This is a genomic window from Thermomonas sp. (assembly GCF_035369645.1).
Taxonomy (GTDB): domain Bacteria; phylum Pseudomonadota; class Gammaproteobacteria; order Xanthomonadales; family Xanthomonadaceae; genus Thermomonas.
In genome coordinates this window covers 1-16,175 of sequence record NZ_DAOOUM010000051.1, presented here as the reverse complement: position 1 = coordinate 16,175, position 16,175 = coordinate 1, and the positions used below count along the sequence as shown (strand labels likewise).

Sequence of the window (16,175 nt, the reverse complement as noted above, 5' to 3'; positions counted from 1 at the left end):
GTCAGCTTCGGCCTTGCGATAACTCTCCTGCAACGCATCCAACTCGGCTTGCAGCCCTTGCGCCCACGCCACCGCCTGCGCGTGTTCGGCGGTCAATTCGCCGTGGCGCTGTTGCAGGGCATGCAATGCCTCATCCAGCTTGCGTCCCCATTGCCCTTGCGTATCCAACTGCCCGCGCATCGCGTCAGCGTCTTGCTGCAAGTGCTGCAGGTTGGCCCTAGTGCTGGCAAGCAAGCCGGCATAGGCATCCACGAGCGCGGCGGCCGGCTGCATCCGTGTTGTAAATGTCTGCTCGATGCGTGCAGCCACAGCAACATCGGGAAGCGTTGTCAGTAATGGCAGCAAGCCCGCCACTGCATCACTTTCTGCACGATCGTCGGACTGATGATGGCGCAGTTGTGGGTCGAGGAAGGCGTCGATTTGCGCAGCTTGCGCGGCACTTGCTTGCAGTTCGATGCCAAGCGCTTGCGCCACTTGTTGCATCTGCCCGCGCCAATCGGCCAACAATGCGTCGTAACGCAGCAAGGTGCGTTGGCAGCCAGTGCTGGCTTGCACCGACTCCAACAAGTAGCGCGCCCACAATAACTCACCAATCGCCGGTGGCAGTGCATCGCGCCGCGCCAGTGAATGCACCACTTCCTGCGGCGAGCGCGACACCAACACAATGCGCGGCGCCACCCCGCACTGCGCCAGTACGCGCCGCCACAAGGGCAGCAGCCGACACAAGCGCGGATCTTTGATCGCCCAGAGTGGTACCCCGGCAAAATCCCGTTGCACCAAGGCCAGCAAAGCCTTCTGTGCCGTTTGCGCGGCGGCCGACGCCAGCCAGCCATCGGGCAATGGGCGCGGGTCATCCCAGCTCCGCTCCAGTGCCGCCAAGAGACGCTCGTGGATGGCCACCACACCCGCATGTTCCCAAAACCCTGCCGGGTTATCCGGGCCGGCCGGCATCAGGTCTTCACCCAAGGCCACCCCATGCAAATTGAGTACCCGCGTCAGCGCCGAGGTGCCGCTGCGGTGCATGCCTAGCACCAGCAACGCCACCGCTGGCGGCGTTGTTGGCGTTGCTGCGTTTGCCTTGGTTTTTACCTTCGCCATGTTGCCTACGCTGGATAGACTCAGTGCGGCTTCACTGCGGGCATCGACGCCGGTGTCACCGGCAACGGGCTTGGCACTGGGGCCTTCGGTGCTGCCGGCAATGACTTGGGATTGCCCGTCGCGGGCGCTAAGTCGAGCAGCTCAAAACGCTGACTCAACGACCGTGTCAACTCTTCTGCCTGGGTGTCGGTTTCAAGAATGTAGGGCACGATCATCAGCACCATCTCGGTGCGGTTATTACCATGCGTCTGTGACTTGAACAAATTGCCCAGTAGCGGCACGTCCTTGAGGAAGGGCACACCACTGTCACCGGCCGTGCGACGTTGCGACATCAAGCCGCCGATCAAAATCGCGCTGCCATCGCGCAAATTCAGGCTGGTCGAAACCGAGCGATTGAAGATGGCCGGGGAATTGACCGATGAATCGGCACCAATTGGCAGCGCCTCGCTGACTTCTTGGCGCAATTCAATATCTACCCGATCATCCGAATACACCACTGGTTTGATGTTGAGCAAAATACCGGTCTTGCGGTACTGAATACTTTGGATGATGCCGGTATTGCCGCCGGTCTGGATGCCCGAAGTGGCCTGTGCACTGATGGTGGGCACCTCAGTGCCGACATCGATACTGGCATCTTCACCACTTTTGACCATCAAGCGCGGCGTGGACAGCACGGTGATGCGGTTCTTACTAGCCAGTGCGGTCAAGGTGGCGCGGGTTTGCCCACCAATATCCAAGAGATAACTCAAACCAGCACCACCACCGGCTGCCGCCAGTTTGCCGGAACTGATATTGCCGTTGAACTTACCAAGATCGGCATTGCGCGCCATCCACGCCACACCAAATTGCTGATCATCGGTCAAGGTGACTTCGGCCACGGTGACTTCAATCATCACCTGCCGTGGTGCTTTGTCCATTTGCTGGATCAACGGCAACAAGCGGCCCCAATCGGTGCCGCTGCCCTGGAAAATCAGCGCATTGCGCGGCTCATCCAAGGTCAATTTACCGCCGGTGAGATCACCACCAGACATGGCACCAGCCGCAGCGCTGGCCGTAGTGGTGACCGCAGGCGTAGCAGTCTGCCCAACTTTGCTGCTATCAATGGCGTCGCGGCCACTGCCCGTATTGCTGCCGGAATTATTGCGAATCCCGGTGATGGTTTTGGCCAATTCCGAGGCGCGGGTATTTTTGACCATGTAATAGAACAGGCCATCGGTGCCGGCAGTGGGATTGGGCTTGTCGATACTGCGTGCCCAGTCGATGGCGTGCTGCAAGACTTTGCGATCGGATGAAAACACCAGCACGGTGTTGGCGGCGTTGACCGGCAGCACCAAAATGGCCGCCCCCGCGCTGGCACCACCTGCGAACACCGAAGCACCATAGCCTTCGGCACTCAGCACATCCACCAGCCGTTTGGATAGCTCATCCGCCGACACAAACGCCGGCTCCAAGCGTGCGCTGGCACGTCCGCGCATGTAAGGCTGATCAAATACCTTGATCGCCTCCAGCGCCTGCCGCACCAATTCCGGCCGACCCATCAGCAAGACCGCATTGCGGTTGCTATCGGGCTGGATATTCAAGGCATCGGATGACTTGAAGGCCACGTTCAACAGATTGGTCACGTCATTGACGCGCACCGACTGCAATTCCACCAGTTGAAATACCGGACGGTGACTGATCGGCACCGCCGGCAGCGCACGGCCACTGACCACCAGCGGCGGCACCACGCCGGCACCCTCCCGCGCACGGCTGAAGAACACCGTGCCGGAACTGTAATCCGTTGCAACCCCATAGTTGCGTAGCACTTGCACCGCCAACCGGTAAAACTCCTTCGGTGATTGCGGGCCTGCGGTGCGCAGGGTCACCAGGTCATTCATCTTCGACACTTGCAGATCCATCTGGAAGCCTGCGCCCAGAATTTGTCCAAAAAATTCGTTGATGAAAGCAGGCACGGGCATGCCTTCGATATTCACGTTGACCGCGCCACCTTTCAGCGGCGGCATCGGTTCACCTTGCAACCCAGAAACACTGGCCGCACCGCTATCGGGAATGGCTGGGGTGTCACCTACGGTCAGCCCCTGTCGGATGGGCTGTGCATTGGTTTGCTCCAGCAAGGTTGCAGCCTCCTGCTGGGTACGCGTCGCCGTGGGCAGGGGTTCGGGCAGCACTAGGCGGGGTGTCGTGCACGCGCCGGCCAATAGCGCAATACCGGTAGCCGCGAGAAGGGGACGAAAAGTATTCATGCCGGTTGCTTGCCTACAAGATTGCGTGAAGAGGGTGATGCGGGTGACGTCGTGCCAGGGGCTGGCACCATGGGTGGAGTACCGCTAGGTGTCGGCTTATCGGGGGTGGGCTTGCCGGGATCTGGCCTCCCCGGCTTGGCGGTGGTCTCCGCCGGTGCCAGCGGTTTGCCATCCGCACCGATGCAGCCCTCGGGATCGGGGTGCAACGGGTTTTGGTAGAGCGACCGCACGTGCTTGCACGCATCCTTGGTAAACCAAATGCGGTCACGGGTCACCGCGTCCAGCACCGCACCATCCGGAAACTTGCCGCCAATCCGCACCCATGTCTGCACCGGTTGGCCTTGCTTGCTTTGTTCGCTGATCGACACCTGCACCAACGGACGCGTCACGATGCTGGTCAACACCCACGCCGTCGCTTTTTTCTCATTGCCGCGCTGGCCGGGCATCTGCAAATCGCCCCAGAACTTGGCACTGCGCACCGCTTGATAGGTGTTGTCACTGAAGCGCTTGAGTGCTTGCGCATTGGGCAGCGACCACGTGGCCTCATCGGCCTTGGGTGGATCGGCCGCACGAATGGGCAAGAACAAACCCACCAAGCTGCCCAGCAGTGCGCCGGCCACGACGGTGGCGGTCATTCGCCTGCGCTGCAAAAGTTCAACCAGCGCCATCGTTCGCTCCCTGCGGCTTGCCAGTGCCCACCCGGTAATACGCCGCCAGCGTCAACGACATATTGGGCAGCCCCTGCACAAAGGTGAATGAAAACTCTTCCACCGTGACCAGCCGATCCGAATCCTCCAGCCGCCGCAAAATTTCCAGCATTTGCGGCTGGCTCAACACGCCACGCAGAGTCACCGGCACCTTCCACACGCCGGGCTGCCCAGTTACCTGCGCAGGCGGCCGTGCTTCGCTGGTCAATTTATTGCCGAATGCCGTCATCAGTTGGCGCACCATGGTTTGCGCCTCTGCCTGCGCTAGCCCAATCGTGGCCGCGTAGGGAATCTCCGCCTGCAATGCTTTTTCGGCGGCTTTGGCGTTCTGCGCCCGTCCCAGCCAATGCTCCTGCCCAGCCAGCGCGCCCATCTTGTAAAGCTGCAAGGTGCGCTGCTGATACTGCGCGTGCAAATCATTGCGCCAGTCCATCAACACCAGGCACACATACAAAAATGCCACCGCTGCCGCCACCATCACGCCCAATCGTAGGCGTGCATTACCGCGCCACTCTTCACGCATCCCGCGCAAACGCGATGCCATTGTCAGGCTGCTCATGGCTGTGGCCCCCGGCTGGATGCGCGCTGGATATGCGCCTTGATCACCACACTATTGGGCTGTTTACCCAATTCGGCGGTGACATCGGTAAACCGCTTCGAGGCTTCCCATGCACTCACGATGGCGCGTGGATCCGGGTTGGTCATGCGGGCGGTCACTTCCAATGTGCGCGCATCGGGCAATTTCCATTCCAGCAATTGCCATTGCCCGCGCATCAAGCCGGACACCACCCCCAGCAACTCCACTTGCCCGGCCGGCGGCCGCAGCGACAGGCGCGCATCGATCGCTGCACGTGCTTGCAGCGCGCTGTCGCGCGCAGTGATGATTTTATCCAGCGCCTGTTCTTGTTCAGCGATTTGTCGATCCACCTGCCAGATCGAAATTTTCAGCGCCAACACGCCAACCAGCAGCGCCATCAGCACCGCCGTGGCAACCCCCGCTGCCGCCAAGGTCAGATAGCCGCGATAGTGACCAAACGCCTCGCGAATGTCAGGGCTGCCCGACGCCACCCACGGTTGCGGCTGCAAGTTGGCGGCGAGGATGTCAGGCACAGCGCTGGCCGGCGACAAGCCTGCGCCGCGCCGAAACTCGTTCCAGTCGTGCAGATCCGGTGCAGCACTCCACCAGCGTGACGCCACCAGCACGTGTTCGCGCCAGACCCGCCCTTCCAAGCCTTCGTCCAGCTGCACCAACTGCTCACCGCTGACCTGCGGGGCATCCCGAAACAACGACTCCGGCAGCATCCGTCGCGGTGATGGCAGGTCAATCGCATCAGGACCGGCCAGCACCCGCGCCCGTGACCATGCCCAGACCATCGCCCGATCGCCCACCCACTCCACATGGGATTGGGTATCGGCAAACGGCGACCAGCGCGCCAATGCCATGTCCACGAAGCCCTTGCGCTTACGCGCGGGCACCGCGGCACCTTCCAGCACCGTATAGGCACACAGATGCCGCGCCAGCAGCCATTCCTGGCCGTTGCCGCCTTCGCTCAGCTGCCGCAGCCCGTTACTGCCGCGCAGCCACCGGCTTGCGGAAAAGCCGCGAGCGAACCGGTTCAGCAACGGCGTCCGTTGCTGGGGCTTGGGATTGGATGAGCTCATAGTCCTCGCGCCAAGGGTGACCCTTGTCCTCAATCGGGGTCATCGACCAATGCATCAATGTCACCTGCCCTCCATGCGAAGGCCACAGCTTCAATGTGCCGGACGCGGCAGGATACACGGCCACCGGGGCTTCCATCGACTTTTCCAGCCCCAGAAACTCGGAAAACGCCAACGCACTCAGGAACGGTTGAACTTTCCGGAACGCAATCGTGCGCGCGGCTTTCTCTGCATCCATGCCGTCCACGGTCAACAATACTGCAGCTGGGGCCGTATTCACATTGACGATGGAGGCAGGTTCCACCGTCAATGTGGCACTGATCTGGGCCGGGCTGAGATAGGACAGCGCTTGCTGCCAACCGATGACCCGCATCAACTCCATCGGCGTGGCCACCGGCAAATTGGTGGGCGGGGCCATGCCGGCAGCACGGTAGCCTTCCGCTTCCATACTATTGAGCCGGTACAGATCGTCGCGGTCTTGGTAGTCCATCAACCGGTTGAACAGCGCGCCCGCCGACACTGGCCGTGGCTGCCCCCCCTGCGCCAATAGTTTTTCCAGCTTGTCGGGGGGGTTCCAGTTCACCCCAAACAGGCCGTAATCGTCTTGCAGGGCAAAACGTGCGCCGCCCAAGCCTTGGTTGGCGCGACCGTCCAACGCCACTTCATTGCCAATCGGCAGCCATGACTCCAAATCGGCATCACTAACCGCCGGACGCACACCGTCCTCGCCCCCGGACACCATATTGTCCACGGTCAGCCCGCCCAAGGTCATGCGCTGGGTGCTGAGCAGATACAACACCGTGGCGCGGGTGCTGTCCATGTCCAGGGCATCTTGCATCGCCTGCGCACGCTGCTGCGACTGCTCCAACAAGCGCGAGGTCACCGCCGCGATGGAACCAGCCAGCAGGCCCAGTACCACCAGCATGGCCAACACCAGCACCAGCACAAATCCAGATTGGTGGCGGGACTGCGTCATTCCATGGTCTGCTCGTTGCCGTACAACCGCTTGGGTGGCTCCAGCGGGCCCAACACCGCAGCCAACTGCGACACCCCATCGTCTGCCCCGTCACGCACCAGCCCCACCAGTGCCGGTAAACCTTCGGGGTTGATCAGGCCAAATTGTGGCGGCCAGCGATCGGTTTGTTTGGATGCGGCATCCACATAAATGAAATGCGCACCACTGGCACCTTGCAGACGCAAACGCCAGCGTTCCTGATTGGCTTCGACATACGCCACCTCGGTACCACCATCGGCGGCCTTGTGTAGCTGCCACGCAAACGTGGTGGGAGTGCCCTCCAAGGCATACAGGGGATTCAGCGTGGTGCCGGAAAATTGCTCGGCACTGCCTTCCATATGCAAATTGGGGGCCGCGTACAAGCCATGCACGCTATCCCGAAACCATGCCTGAAACAGGGTTTGCCGGTCGATCAACCCCGCCTGCGCCTGCACGCGCTCACGCGCAACGCGGTAGCTGCCCAGCATTTGAAACATCAACATGGTGGCGAATGCAATCAGCACCAGCGTCACCAGCATCTCCATCAAGGTGAAGCCATGGGCGACGCTACGGATGCCGCCACGTTGCAATGACGATGCCCGCATCACATGTCCACCGGCGTTGCCATCACTTGCTTCCATCCGACCTGACGCACGCCGAAAGTCTGCAAGATCTGCCCATTGCGCGACACCCGCACACTGACCTGATACAGCCCCACCACAAAAATCCCGGGCCGCCCGGACTGCACCACATTGGGTTTGGCAGGCTCTAGCAACACGCTGGACCAGCTCACCCGCAAGTTCCCCACCTCGCGCTGCCCATCCGGGGTTTCCATGGGGTTGGTGCGGCGCACCAGATCCAATGCCGAGTGCATGGTCAGCTCCATTTGCTGCCGCGCCCGAATTCGGTCCAAGGTGATGATATTGGTGGACAGCCAGCCATACAGGGCCAACGCACCCATGGTGAACACCACCAACGCCACGATGGCCTCCAACAAGGTGAAGCCCGCCTGTGTGCGGCGGATCACGGCACCACCACCGGGTCACAGAACGGCGCGGCGATTTTGATACTGCGCGTCCCGTAGGCATTGCCCACCGTTACTTCCCCGCCGCTGCACACGCCACTACCGGCCACCGTCATCGGCACCGGCGCTGCCAATGTCCAGCCGGCTTCAATCTGCAAAGGCGCTGCTGTCGATGCCAGCGTTTTATCGTCGATCACCACGGTCTTGCCACTGGCACGCGCCACCCCCGGCAAGGCGCGGATTTGATCGAGCAAGCCATCCATCGCCGCCTGCCGTCGCCAACTGTCGATCCCGCGCAACATCGACGGCACCACCATCGCCGTGACCAACCCCAACAGAGCCAGCACCACGATCATTTCCAGCAAGGTAAAACCGGCCTGACGCATGGCGCGCGATTATTGTGGGTTGGTCGCAGTCTGCCCGGGCGTGTAGCCAAGATCGGCATCCTGCCCTTCGCCGCCGGGCTTGCCATCCGCGCCAAACGAATACAGCGTGAACGGGTTATTGCCGCTGGGCTGCGGTGAATACTGATACGGCTTGCCCCACGGATCCATCGGCACCGCTTCGTCCAGATACGGGCCGGCCCAGCCGCGCGCAGCATCGGCATTGGCCGGTTTGGTGGTTAGTAGCTGCAAGCCTTCTTGTTCAGTGGGCCAGCGGCTGATATCCAGGCGCATGGTCTGTAATGCACCACGCAACATTTTCACTTGGGTATTGGCGGTCTGCACCTTGGCTTTGTCGGCCTGCCCAAACAGGCGCGGCCCCACCAAGCCCATGATCAGGCCGATGATGACCAGCACCACGATCATTTCCAGCAAGGTGAAGCCGGCTTGCCTAGGTAAGAATGGGAAGTTGCGCTGTTGCATCGAAAGTCCTGTCTTGATGTTGTCTGGCGACCGTTAAACAGCCAAATCATTGGCACTGGTGATGGCCAGAATCACGCCCAAAATAATCGTGCCAATCACACTGCCGATGACCAGAATGGCAATCGGTTCCAGCAAGATCAATACGCGCTTCATGCGGTTGCGGCCCGCTTCTTCATACAGCTTGGCCAATGAATCCAGCATGGCTGCCAATTTGCCGGAACGCTCGCCCACCCGCACCAAGTTGTAGCCCGTTGCGGTCAGCGCGTCGTGGTCTTCCAGCGCATCGGCCAAGGATGCCCCGCCGCGCACCGCACGCGCCACCTCACCCATGCGCGCACGCCGCTGCGGCAACTGCAACCCCGCCTGCGCCAATTCCAAGGCCCGCATCAGTGGCACTTTATTGCCCAGCAGCGCCCCCAGCACCTTGGCCCAGCGCGCGGTGTCGGCTTCCACCAACCACGGCCCCACCACCGGCCAGCGTGACAGCTTGTCCATCGCCGCTGCACGCAACTCCGGCTTGCGCAACGCCCAGGTGGCACCGGCACCGGCCAGCACCAGCAGCACCAACAACAGCCCAAAGTTGGCCCGCGTCCAGGTGCCGGCGTGCAACACCAGCCACGCCAGCAGCGGCAAGTCCTTGGCGTGTTGCAGCAAGGACGCAAATTTGGGCACCACAAAAATAAACATGATGGCCACCGCCGCCACCCCGGCCAGCACCAGCACCGCCGGGTAGATCAGCGCATTGCGCATTTCGTTGCGCAATTGCTGCTCGTATTCCAACTGGGTGGACGCATCGCGCAGGGCGCGCCCCAATTCACCGGTCAACTCGCCGGCGCGCGCCAGCTGGATCACATATTCTGGCAGTGGCAACCCGCACTTGGCCAAAGTGGCGGAAAACGCCTGCCCGCGCTGTAAATCGCGCGACATGCTGGCGTAGGCAGCCACGATGCGCGGATGGTGCGCACCCAGCGCCTGGCTGCCCACCGCATCGGCAATGCTGACCCCGGAGGTCAGCATGGTGGCCAATTCTTGCAGGGACAAAATCACATCGGCATGCCGCAAGCGGCCTCGCTGCACGCGCCCGCCAGATTCGCCCGAGCGAATTTCGACCACCGACAACCCGCGCCGCTCCAATTGTCGCGCCGCGTCGCGCTCGCTATCGGCACGCAACATGCCTTCCAGGCTGACACCTTGGGCATTCAATACTTGATAGTGAAATCTAGGCATGGGTTAGCGCTTACGTGCCGGCAACACGCAGCACTTCCTCCACCGTAGTGAGGCCTTGCCATGCTTTGAGCAGACCATCGTCGCGCAGGAAGCGGCAACCCTCGTCCCGTGCCAATTTTTTCATCTCATTGACCGATGCGCCGCTCACGATCAAGTGCTGCATCGGCTCACTCACTGGCACCAATTCGTAAATACCCAAACGCCCGCGATAGCCCGTGTGCATGCACTGGTTGCAACCCACCGCACTCATCCAGCGCGGGGCCACGCCGGGCAGCACGCGCTCGGCAAACACCCGCGCCTCGGTTTCAATCTCAGCCGGCACCGGGTGCGGGCGCGCGCACTGCGGGCATAGCCTGCGCACCAAGCGCTGCGCCTGCACCGCGCGCACGGGGGTAGCTACCAAGAACGGCTCCACGCCCATGTCCACCAAGCGCGTGAACGCGCTGATGGCGTCGTTGGTGTGCAAGGTGCTCAGCACCAGATGCCCGGTCAGTGCGGCTTGCACGGCGATCTCGGCGGTTTCCAGGTCGCGGATTTCGCCGATCATGATCACGTCGGGGTCTTGCCGTAAAATCGAGCGCAACGCATTGGCGAAGGTCAGCCCAATCTCTGGATGCGCCTGAATCTGGGTGATGGCCGGTAGCTGAAACTCCACCGGGTCTTCCACCGTGATGATTTTTTTCAGCCCGTCATTGGCCGCCGCCAGCGCCGCATACAAGGTGGTGGATTTGCCCGAGCCGGTGGGGCCGGTGACCAGCACGATGCCATTGGCTTCGGCCGTCCACGCTTTCATCATGGCCAGGTGATCGGCCTCAAAGCCCAGCCGTTCCAACCCCAATTCCTTGCGCTCCTTGGGCAACAGGCGCATCACGATGGATTCGCCATGCACCCCCGGCAAAGCCGACACACGGATGTCCATTTCTTGCCCACCCACGCGGGTGGACATACGTCCGTCCTGCGGCAGGCGGCGCTCGGCAATATCCATGCCGGAGATCAACTTCAAGCGCGACGCCACCGCATCGAAACGGTCACGCGGCAGGCTCAGCCGGCTATGCAGCACGCCGTCGATACGAAAGCGCACGCTGAAGGTGCGTTCTTCCGGCTCTAAGTGAATGTCCGACGCGCGCTGCTCCACCGCCTGCGCCATCAGATTGCTGACCAGCTCCACCACCGGCGCTTCTTCGGCCATCGCACGCAATTGCTGCTCATCGCCACCGCCAAAAAAATCATCGGCGCGCGCGCTGTGCGCCAAGCCATCCAGCATCCGTTCCAAATCTTGTGCGCGGCACAGACACCAATGCACCTTGCGCCCCGGATAGGCATGCTGCATGGCCTCACGCAAGGCCGGCAGCAGCGGGTCGCGCGCGGCGCACAGCAAATCATTGCCTTCGCCCGGCCACACCAGCACTTGCTGATCCAGCAACCAGTCGATGCCGGTGGCCGCCTGTCCGGCGGTCAGCCGCAACATGTCTTCGTCGGGCAGCGGCAGCTCGGCCCCCATCAGCGGCAAGCCCAATTGCCGGCCCAGCACTTGCAGCAGGTTGTCTTCGCTGACCGCCCCAATGCGCATCAGCACGCTGCCAATACGGCCACCGATTTTTTCTTGCAGGGCCAGCCCGCGCTCAAGGTCGGCCTCGCCCAACAGGTTGGCTTCCAGCAGCAACTCGCCCAACAGGCGGTCGCGCGGCGCGGCGCGCAGTGCAACATCAGAGGACATCGGCGAATCCTTTCTTGAACCGGGTAAACGCCCACAAGCCAAACAGGTACACGGCCACGGACACCACAGAATACTGTGCCAGAACCCACCCGTCTGGCCACTGACTGTCAAACAGCACACGCCGAATTTGCTCCACCGGGATGGTAATCGGGTTCAACGCCAGCCACGGCTGCGCCAATGCGGGCATGGCTTGGCGTGGATAAAACACCGGCCCCAAAAACATGCACACCATGACCAACGGGCCCACCAATTGGTTCAAATCGCGCAGATACACCCCCAACGCCGCCAGCAACCAACACAGCCCCAGCAGCAACAGTGCAAACGGCAACAAGATCAGCGGCAGCGCCAGTAGCGTGGGTGACAAGCCCGTGCCCAGCACGGCATTGAGCACCACCAGCACCAGCACCCCCATCACCATATGAAACATGGCCGTCAACAATGCCACCCAAGCCAATGTTTCCAAAGGGAATACCACTTTGGTGACATAGTTGGGCTGCGCGGTTACCAAGCTTGGCGCGCGTTGCAGCAACTCCGCCAGCAGGCCGTGTACCAGCATCCCGGCCAGCAGCCGCAGTGCAAACATGCCCATGCCCTGCGCTTCCGCACCCGGCCAGCGGGTGGGGGCTACCACCCCAAACACAAAGGTAAACACCGCCAGCATCAGCAGCGGCGTCAACAACGCCCACAGCCCGCCCAACAGCGAGCCACGGTAACGGCCACTGATATCGCGCCAGGTCAAAATCCGAATCAACCCGGCGTACTGCCACGGGTGCACAAACGCAGTGGGCAAGATCAACACTCCAAGGCAAACGCCGCGCAATCGGCGCACAGTCGCAATAGCTTACAGAGGGATGCCGCGATAGATGCCGAACCGGGCTTGCCTTGATGCGCCACCCGGCGATTGACCTAGGTCACAAAGTCTAACGGGTATCGCATTCAGGAATGCATTTACCCTACCCCCCCTAGCTGCGGGAGTTGACGCACCCTGAACATTGGGTTAGCGTCCGCACTGCAACTTGATCAACTAGGGGAGCAGGGGGGATTTGCGTCTGGTCATTGCCGGGGCAATTTCGTCAAAAAGATTCACCAGAATTCAGCAAGCCTAGAAGAAACCGGATGCCAAGGGCACAGCCTCCTGGTACCGGGCGTGGGCCGTGCAGCCGGAGCAAGTTGCAATCATCCGTTTTATCAACTGACAGGAGTTAGTTAGACATGTCTAGCATGAAGAAGAACGTCCTCGCCGTTGCCCTCGTGGCCGGTCTGGGCTTGGCCGGCGCCGCTGCGGCCTACACCTATGGCACCTTGAACCAGGCTGCCCCGAACGTTGATCCGCAGTCCAGCCCGGCCAATGCCGCCGACCTGGCCGCTGCTGAAAACGTGGCTTACCAGCTGTTGCTGGCACCCAACTTCAACTACACCATGACTGAAGATTTGGTGTTCGACATCAACCCGCCGGATAACGCGGTGCAGGTGTCCACCGGCTTCACCGTTCGCGTGAAGTTGAACCGCAACAACTGCGTGCCGTCCGGCCTGCCCTACCCGCAGCCCGACACCAGCTGCTCGGACACCACCGACGGCGCACTGTTCGCCGGTATCGCTCCGACCGCTCCTGAAATGATCCTTGAGCCCTCGCTGGCTGGCGCTGGCTGGACCGTGCAGTTCGATGCCTTCTACGACGGCAACCGCACCGCTTCGTTCCGCATCATCCCGCCGGCAGGCAACACCCTGAACCCCAGCGCCGGCATCCTGCTGCGTTGGCGGAATGCCAAGCTGACCAGCTTGAACGAATTCGCCATCGGTGCTGCCGGCGGCGGTACCGACAAGGTGGACGCTGAATTCTGGATGGTCAACGCCACCAACGACAGCCGTTACCAGGGTTCCACCGTCAGCCGTCAGATTCTGAAGCGCGTCAGCGGCGTCACCGCGTGTGCCGACTCCACCCGTTCGGAAGTGGACAAGTACATCGACGTGGCGGACGACTATACTGAAGATCAGCTGCCGAAGACCCTGTTCAGCTTCGACGGCAAGCTGGGCTCGGCCAATGACAACAGCTTGGGCGGCAACGTGCAGGCTCCGGCGGACTACAACTCGCAGGTCATCAACCTGGGTGACGTCACCATCAACAACACCGGTGCCGGCAACTTTGTGTTCATGGGTTCGGACACCTTCAACACCACCATCACCGGCAACGGTGGCGATGACTGGAACGCCTTTGACGATGCCGGTATCAATGACCGCGTCTATCTGATGTACGGCGGCACCGACTGCACCAATGGCACCCTGGTCACCCTGACCAATGGTGGCACCGGCGGTACCGTGTCCGGCAACCAGGTCAGCTTCACCTACACTGCCGCCAATGCCGGCCTGAACATGGCCACCGGCGTGTTCACCAACCGTCTGCGCGTGTGTGCGTTCCAGAACACCAACCGCGTGATCGACGACCATCCGAACCACGTCAACACCACGTTCACCCGCGCCGGTGCAATCGCCACCCCGCCGTTCAACGACGACCATGCCAACAAGGTGTGCGACGTGCTGCCGCTGCGTTACAACGGCTCCACGATGGAAATCTTCACCATCAACCCGGGCAGCAACACCACCCAGCGTAGCTTCATCCGCCTGACCAACCGTAGCGCCACCGACGGTTACGTCTCGCTGGAAGGTATCGACAACAACGGTATGCACGGTGCATCGCAAGTGCGCGTGTGGGTGCCGGCCGGTGCCTCGGTGCAGTTGAACTCCTCTGATCTGGAAGCGGGCACCAACGGCGCGATCGGCGCTTGGGGTGTTCCGAGCGCCGGTAAGTGGCGTGCGGTTGTCACCGCTGAGTTCCCGGGTCTGGTTGCGTCCAGCCTGGTGAACAGCTCGCTGCCGAACGTGTTGACCAACGTCACCGACAGCGACACCCGTGGCGAGCAGTACCTGCGTGACTACGAAGAAGGCAACTTCTCCGTGCAGCCGGGTCAGCGTCCGTCCGACTTCAACCAAGAGTGGACCCCGGACTTCCACGGTAACGGTGGCTCCACCGGCACGCCGGGCGGCCCGAACGGCGGTCAGGCTCCGGATGGCGGCCCGAGCGGCGGCCAGACCACGCCGGACGGCAACCCGGGTCTGTAATCGGGTACCGTGCTTTACCGGTAGTAGTACAAGACGGGCGGCCTTCGGGCCGCCCGTTTTTTTGCGCACAATTTAGGTTTCCAGCAGTGCCCGCCACAGCCGCTACAATGCCGACTGGATTCAGACTGCGGCCGCCATCACTTTGGTTCATCAAGACAGCAATCCGCCAATGGACGATGTGCAGCACAGCGATGGCGATACCCGCCCAGTCATCGTGGTGCGCGATGTCTGCAAAACCTTTCGGATCTGGGCTTCACCGGCGCAACGGCTGATCGCCCCTGCCCTGCATCGCAGCGGCAGCAGCCTGGCCCCCATCGCACCGGCACTGGCGGGCCGCCTGCAGCAGGCCGCGCAAAAACGCCTGCATGTGCATGAAGCCCTGCATGGCATCAGCTTTACCCTGCACCGTGGCCAGGCGATGGGCATCATCGGCCTGAACGGCAGTGGCAAAAGCACCTTGCTGCAAATCATCGCCGGAGTACTGCCCGCGACCTCCGGCACAGTGCACACGCATGGCCGGGTGGCAGCGCTGCTGGAGTTGGGTTCGGGCTTCAACCCGGAGCTGACCGGGCGCGAAAATATCTACATCAATGGTGCAATTTTGGGGCTTGCCACGGCCCGCATCGACGCGTTACTGGGCGCCATCATCGCGTTTGCCGATATCGGTGACTACATCGACCAGCCGGTCAAAACATATAGCTCGGGGATGGCGGTGCGGCTGGCGTTTTCGGTGCAGGTGCATGTGGATCCCGACATCCTGATCGTGGACGAAGCCTTGGCAGTGGGTGATGCCGCGTTCCAAGCCAAGGCCATGACCCGCATCCAAGAAATTTTGGCGCGCGGCACCAGTCTGCTGTTTGTGGGCCATGACCTCAATGCGGTGCGCACGTTCTGCCAGCACGCGCTATTGCTGGAACAGGGGCAGATGGCCATGCTGGGCAGCCCACAGGACGTCATCGAAGAATATTTGTATCGGGTGCATCTCAAGGCACAAGCACAAACCCTGCCACCACCGGTACGCACGCCCGAGGGGTTTCGCAGCGCCGACGGTGGCGTGCGTACATTGGCATTTGCCGAAGGTGGCAGCCACTTGGCGCTGCGTTATGGTGACAGCATTACCGTCTGCGCCGAGCTGGAGCTGGATCCCGCACTGACCGATGCCGCGTGCATCGTGGACATCCTCGACGAGCACGGCGTGCCCCTGAGTGGCCGCCGCATCCGCTTGCCCACCCGCGCGCCGCAGCAACGCCAGGTCAATATCCACATCCGCTTTCAAGCGCAATTGGCGCACGGTATTTACCGCATCCGCGCACGCTTGGTGCAGGCACCGGATTTGCATCAACACCATCGGCGCGTGCTGTGCCGGCATGAAGCAGACCTGTCATTTGAGGTGATCGACAACTCCATCGAACACTTCAACGGGCTGTTCCCGCTGCCGGCCGAGGTCAACGTGCAGGTTTTGGCGACAGGTGACCCGCATGACCCCGCCCGCGCCTGAGCCACGTATTCAATTTTTGATCGGC

General features: G+C 61.7%; 15 protein-coding genes. 2 read left to right on the top strand and 13 right to left on the bottom strand.

What is annotated here, in order from left to right; translation table 11 throughout:
* From PK789_RS09795 to PK789_RS09735, 13 genes are all read right to left on the bottom strand, one after another.
* The coding region (locus PK789_RS09795) for a sulfotransferase family protein (protein ID WP_324308573.1) at window positions 1-1,098 on the bottom strand (1,098 nt) is incomplete at its 3' end.
* Window positions 1,099-1,118: 20 nt separating this feature from the next.
* The gene (locus PK789_RS09790; RefSeq protein WP_324308572.1) at window positions 1,119-3,341 is read right to left on the bottom strand and encodes a secretin GspD/PilQ domain-containing protein; all 2,223 of its coding nucleotides are present in this window, start codon (window positions 3,339-3,341) and stop codon (window positions 1,119-1,121) included.
* Window positions 3,338-3,976 (bottom strand): hypothetical protein, encoded by a 639-nt coding sequence (locus PK789_RS09785; RefSeq protein WP_324308571.1) that lies wholly within the window; start codon window positions 3,974-3,976, stop codon window positions 3,338-3,340. The genes PK789_RS09790 and PK789_RS09785 overlap by 4 nt, the downstream gene beginning before the upstream one ends.
* Before the next feature lie 19 nt (window positions 3,977-3,995).
* Window positions 3,996-4,607, bottom strand: coding sequence for a GspMb/PilO family protein (locus PK789_RS09780; RefSeq protein WP_324308570.1), 612 nt, complete (start codon window positions 4,605-4,607; stop codon window positions 3,996-3,998).
* Entirely contained in the window at window positions 4,604-5,710 is a 1,107-nt protein-coding gene (locus PK789_RS09775) for a hypothetical protein (RefSeq protein ID WP_324308569.1), read from the bottom strand. Before PK789_RS09775 ends, PK789_RS09780 begins: the two co-directional genes overlap by 4 nt.
* The gene (locus PK789_RS09770) at window positions 5,616-6,683 is read right to left on the bottom strand and encodes a type II secretion system protein GspK (RefSeq protein WP_324308568.1); all 1,068 of its coding nucleotides are present in this window, start codon (window positions 6,681-6,683) and stop codon (window positions 5,616-5,618) included. The genes PK789_RS09775 and PK789_RS09770 overlap by 95 nt, the downstream gene beginning before the upstream one ends.
* Window positions 6,680-7,306 (bottom strand): PulJ/GspJ family protein, encoded by a 627-nt coding sequence (locus PK789_RS09765; RefSeq protein ID WP_324308567.1) that lies wholly within the window; start codon window positions 7,304-7,306, stop codon window positions 6,680-6,682. The genes PK789_RS09770 and PK789_RS09765 overlap by 4 nt, the downstream gene beginning before the upstream one ends.
* The gene (locus PK789_RS09760; RefSeq protein WP_324308566.1) at window positions 7,306-7,728 is read right to left on the bottom strand and encodes a PulJ/GspJ family protein; all 423 of its coding nucleotides are present in this window, start codon (window positions 7,726-7,728) and stop codon (window positions 7,306-7,308) included. The genes PK789_RS09765 and PK789_RS09760 overlap by 1 nt, the downstream gene beginning before the upstream one ends.
* Window positions 7,725-8,111: a pilus assembly FimT family protein gene (locus PK789_RS09755; RefSeq protein ID WP_324308565.1), complete on the bottom strand. Its 387-nt coding sequence runs from the start codon at window positions 8,109-8,111 to the stop codon at window positions 7,725-7,727. The genes PK789_RS09760 and PK789_RS09755 overlap by 4 nt, the downstream gene beginning before the upstream one ends.
* 9 nt (window positions 8,112-8,120) lie before the next feature.
* On the bottom strand, window positions 8,121-8,591 hold the full coding sequence (gene gspG / locus PK789_RS09750) for a type II secretion system major pseudopilin GspG (RefSeq protein ID WP_324308564.1): 471 nt from the start codon (window positions 8,589-8,591) through the stop codon (window positions 8,121-8,123).
* A 33-nt stretch (window positions 8,592-8,624) separates the two neighbouring features.
* The gene (locus PK789_RS09745) at window positions 8,625-9,818 is read right to left on the bottom strand and encodes a type II secretion system F family protein (RefSeq protein WP_324308563.1); all 1,194 of its coding nucleotides are present in this window, start codon (window positions 9,816-9,818) and stop codon (window positions 8,625-8,627) included.
* 10 nt (window positions 9,819-9,828) lie between these two features.
* A complete protein-coding gene (locus PK789_RS09740; RefSeq protein ID WP_324308562.1) occupies window positions 9,829-11,535 on the bottom strand; it encodes a GspE/PulE family protein in 1,707 nt (568 codons plus the stop codon).
* Window positions 11,525-12,325: an ABC transporter permease gene (locus tag PK789_RS09735; RefSeq protein WP_324308561.1), complete on the bottom strand. Its 801-nt coding sequence runs from the start codon at window positions 12,323-12,325 to the stop codon at window positions 11,525-11,527. The genes PK789_RS09740 and PK789_RS09735 overlap by 11 nt, the downstream gene beginning before the upstream one ends.
* 644 nt (window positions 12,326-12,969) lie before the next feature.
* On the opposite strand from PK789_RS09735, the gene PK789_RS09730 reads away from it, so the two are divergent.
* Window positions 12,970-14,652 (top strand): hypothetical protein, encoded by a 1,683-nt coding sequence (locus PK789_RS09730; RefSeq protein WP_324308560.1) that lies wholly within the window; start codon window positions 12,970-12,972, stop codon window positions 14,650-14,652.
* A gap of 169 nt (window positions 14,653-14,821) precedes the next feature.
* On the top strand, window positions 14,822-16,150 hold the full coding sequence (locus tag PK789_RS09725; protein WP_324308559.1) for an ABC transporter ATP-binding protein: 1,329 nt from the start codon (window positions 14,822-14,824) through the stop codon (window positions 16,148-16,150).
* Window positions 16,151-16,175: the final 25 nt, after the last annotated feature.

Coding starts and splice junctions, on each gene's coding strand:
- PK789_RS09780 (WP_324308570.1), bottom strand. CDS start 4,607: ATGAGCAGCCTGACAATGGCATCGCGTTTGCGCGGGATGCGTGAAGAG.
- PK789_RS09770 (WP_324308568.1), bottom strand. CDS start 6,683: ATGACGCAGTCCCGCCACCAATCTGGATTTGTGCTGGTGCTGGTGTTG.
- PK789_RS09765 (WP_324308567.1), bottom strand. CDS start 7,306: ATGCGGGCATCGTCATTGCAACGTGGCGGCATCCGTAGCGTCGCCCAT.
- PK789_RS09745 (WP_324308563.1), bottom strand. CDS start 9,818: ATGCCTAGATTTCACTATCAAGTATTGAATGCCCAAGGTGTCAGCCTG.
- PK789_RS09740 (WP_324308562.1), bottom strand. CDS start 11,535: ATGTCCTCTGATGTTGCACTGCGCGCCGCGCCGCGCGACCGCCTGTTG.
- PK789_RS09755 (WP_324308565.1), bottom strand. CDS start 8,111: ATGCGTCAGGCCGGTTTTACCTTGCTGGAAATGATCGTGGTGCTGGCT.
- gspG (WP_324308564.1), bottom strand. CDS start 8,591: ATGCAACAGCGCAACTTCCCATTCTTACCTAGGCAAGCCGGCTTCACC.
- PK789_RS09790 (WP_324308572.1), bottom strand. CDS start 3,341: ATGAATACTTTTCGTCCCCTTCTCGCGGCTACCGGTATTGCGCTATTG.
- PK789_RS09785 (WP_324308571.1), bottom strand. CDS start 3,976: ATGACCGCCACCGTCGTGGCCGGCGCACTGCTGGGCAGCTTGGTGGGT.
- PK789_RS09725 (WP_324308559.1), top strand. CDS start 14,822: ATGGACGATGTGCAGCACAGCGATGGCGATACCCGCCCAGTCATCGTG.
- PK789_RS09775 (WP_324308569.1), bottom strand. CDS start 5,710: ATGAGCTCATCCAATCCCAAGCCCCAGCAACGGACGCCGTTGCTGAAC.